The organism is Synechococcus sp. R8-2, from assembly GCF_047461715.1.
Taxonomy (GTDB): Bacteria; Cyanobacteriota; Cyanobacteriia; order Thermostichales; family Thermostichaceae; genus Thermostichus.
In genome coordinates, this window is the sequence record NZ_JANSHQ010000723.1 from 1 (window position 1) to 969 (window position 969).

Genomic DNA, 969 nt, shown 5'->3' on the forward strand with positions numbered 1-969 from the left:
CGCTTCTCCAACTTGCCCCCTGGCACCTACCGCGTCACCGCCCTTTTGCCCCCGGGGCGAATCTTCACCACGCCGCGCTCAGGCTTGGGGCTGGAGCGGATTGTGGGCGGCAGACCTGCTCCCGAAGGGGCCTTTCCCTGGATGGTGGCTTTGCTGGACGCGGCTGAGCCAGATCCTTTTCAAGCGCTGTCTTGCGGCGGATCCCTGATCGCGCCGGAGTGGGTAGTTACCGCTGCCCATTGTCTTTTCGACGAACAAGGCGAGCAGGTAATGAGTGCCCAAAATCTGGATCTGCTGTTGGGTACCAACCGCTTGCAAATCGGTGCCGGCCAACGCATTCGCGCCGCGCAAATTGTCCTCAACCCCAACTACGACCCCCTACGAGGGACAGAGGGGGGGAATGACATTGCCCTGGTGCGCCTCTCTCGGCCAGTGCACCTGCCTACCCTGCCGCTGGTGCAGCCCAACCAAACCAACCTGACTGCCCCTGGTACTCTCGCCACCATCCTTGGCTGGGGAGCCACCTTCCCCAGCGCCCCGGATCAAGAACCCAGCGGCCGTACCCGAGATTTGCAGCAGGCCACCGTTCCCATCGTCTCCAATGCGGTGTGCAACGCGCCCCAATCCTACAATGGCACCATTTTGGATACTATGCTCTGCGCCGGCTTTCCCCAGGGAGGAGTCGATGCGTGTAAGGGCGATAGTGGTGGGCCTTTGATTGTGTCCAGTGGCACGGGTTTTGCCCTGGCCGGAATCACCAGTTTTGGCGCCGGCTGCGCCCAGCCCAATTTCTATGGGGTGTATACGCGGGTGTCTAGCTTCGCCGGTTTTGTGCAATCGGTAATCGGCAGTGCCCCCAGCCCAACTCCAGCACCACCCTCCCCTCCACCCCCCACCGGGACAACTGCTTCATTCGTTGTCAATTTGAGGGAAGGTGAGGTGGTTGCGGGGCTCAACTTTGGCAGCCGG

The 969-nt window shown here is 61.8% G+C and carries 1 protein-coding gene; it reads left to right on the top strand.

Annotated features, from left to right (window positions below; all coding sequences use genetic code 11):
• Positions 1 to 969: trypsin-like serine protease (locus tag NW819_RS14230; RefSeq protein WP_414414150.1), on the top strand; the 969-nt coding region annotated here is incomplete at both ends.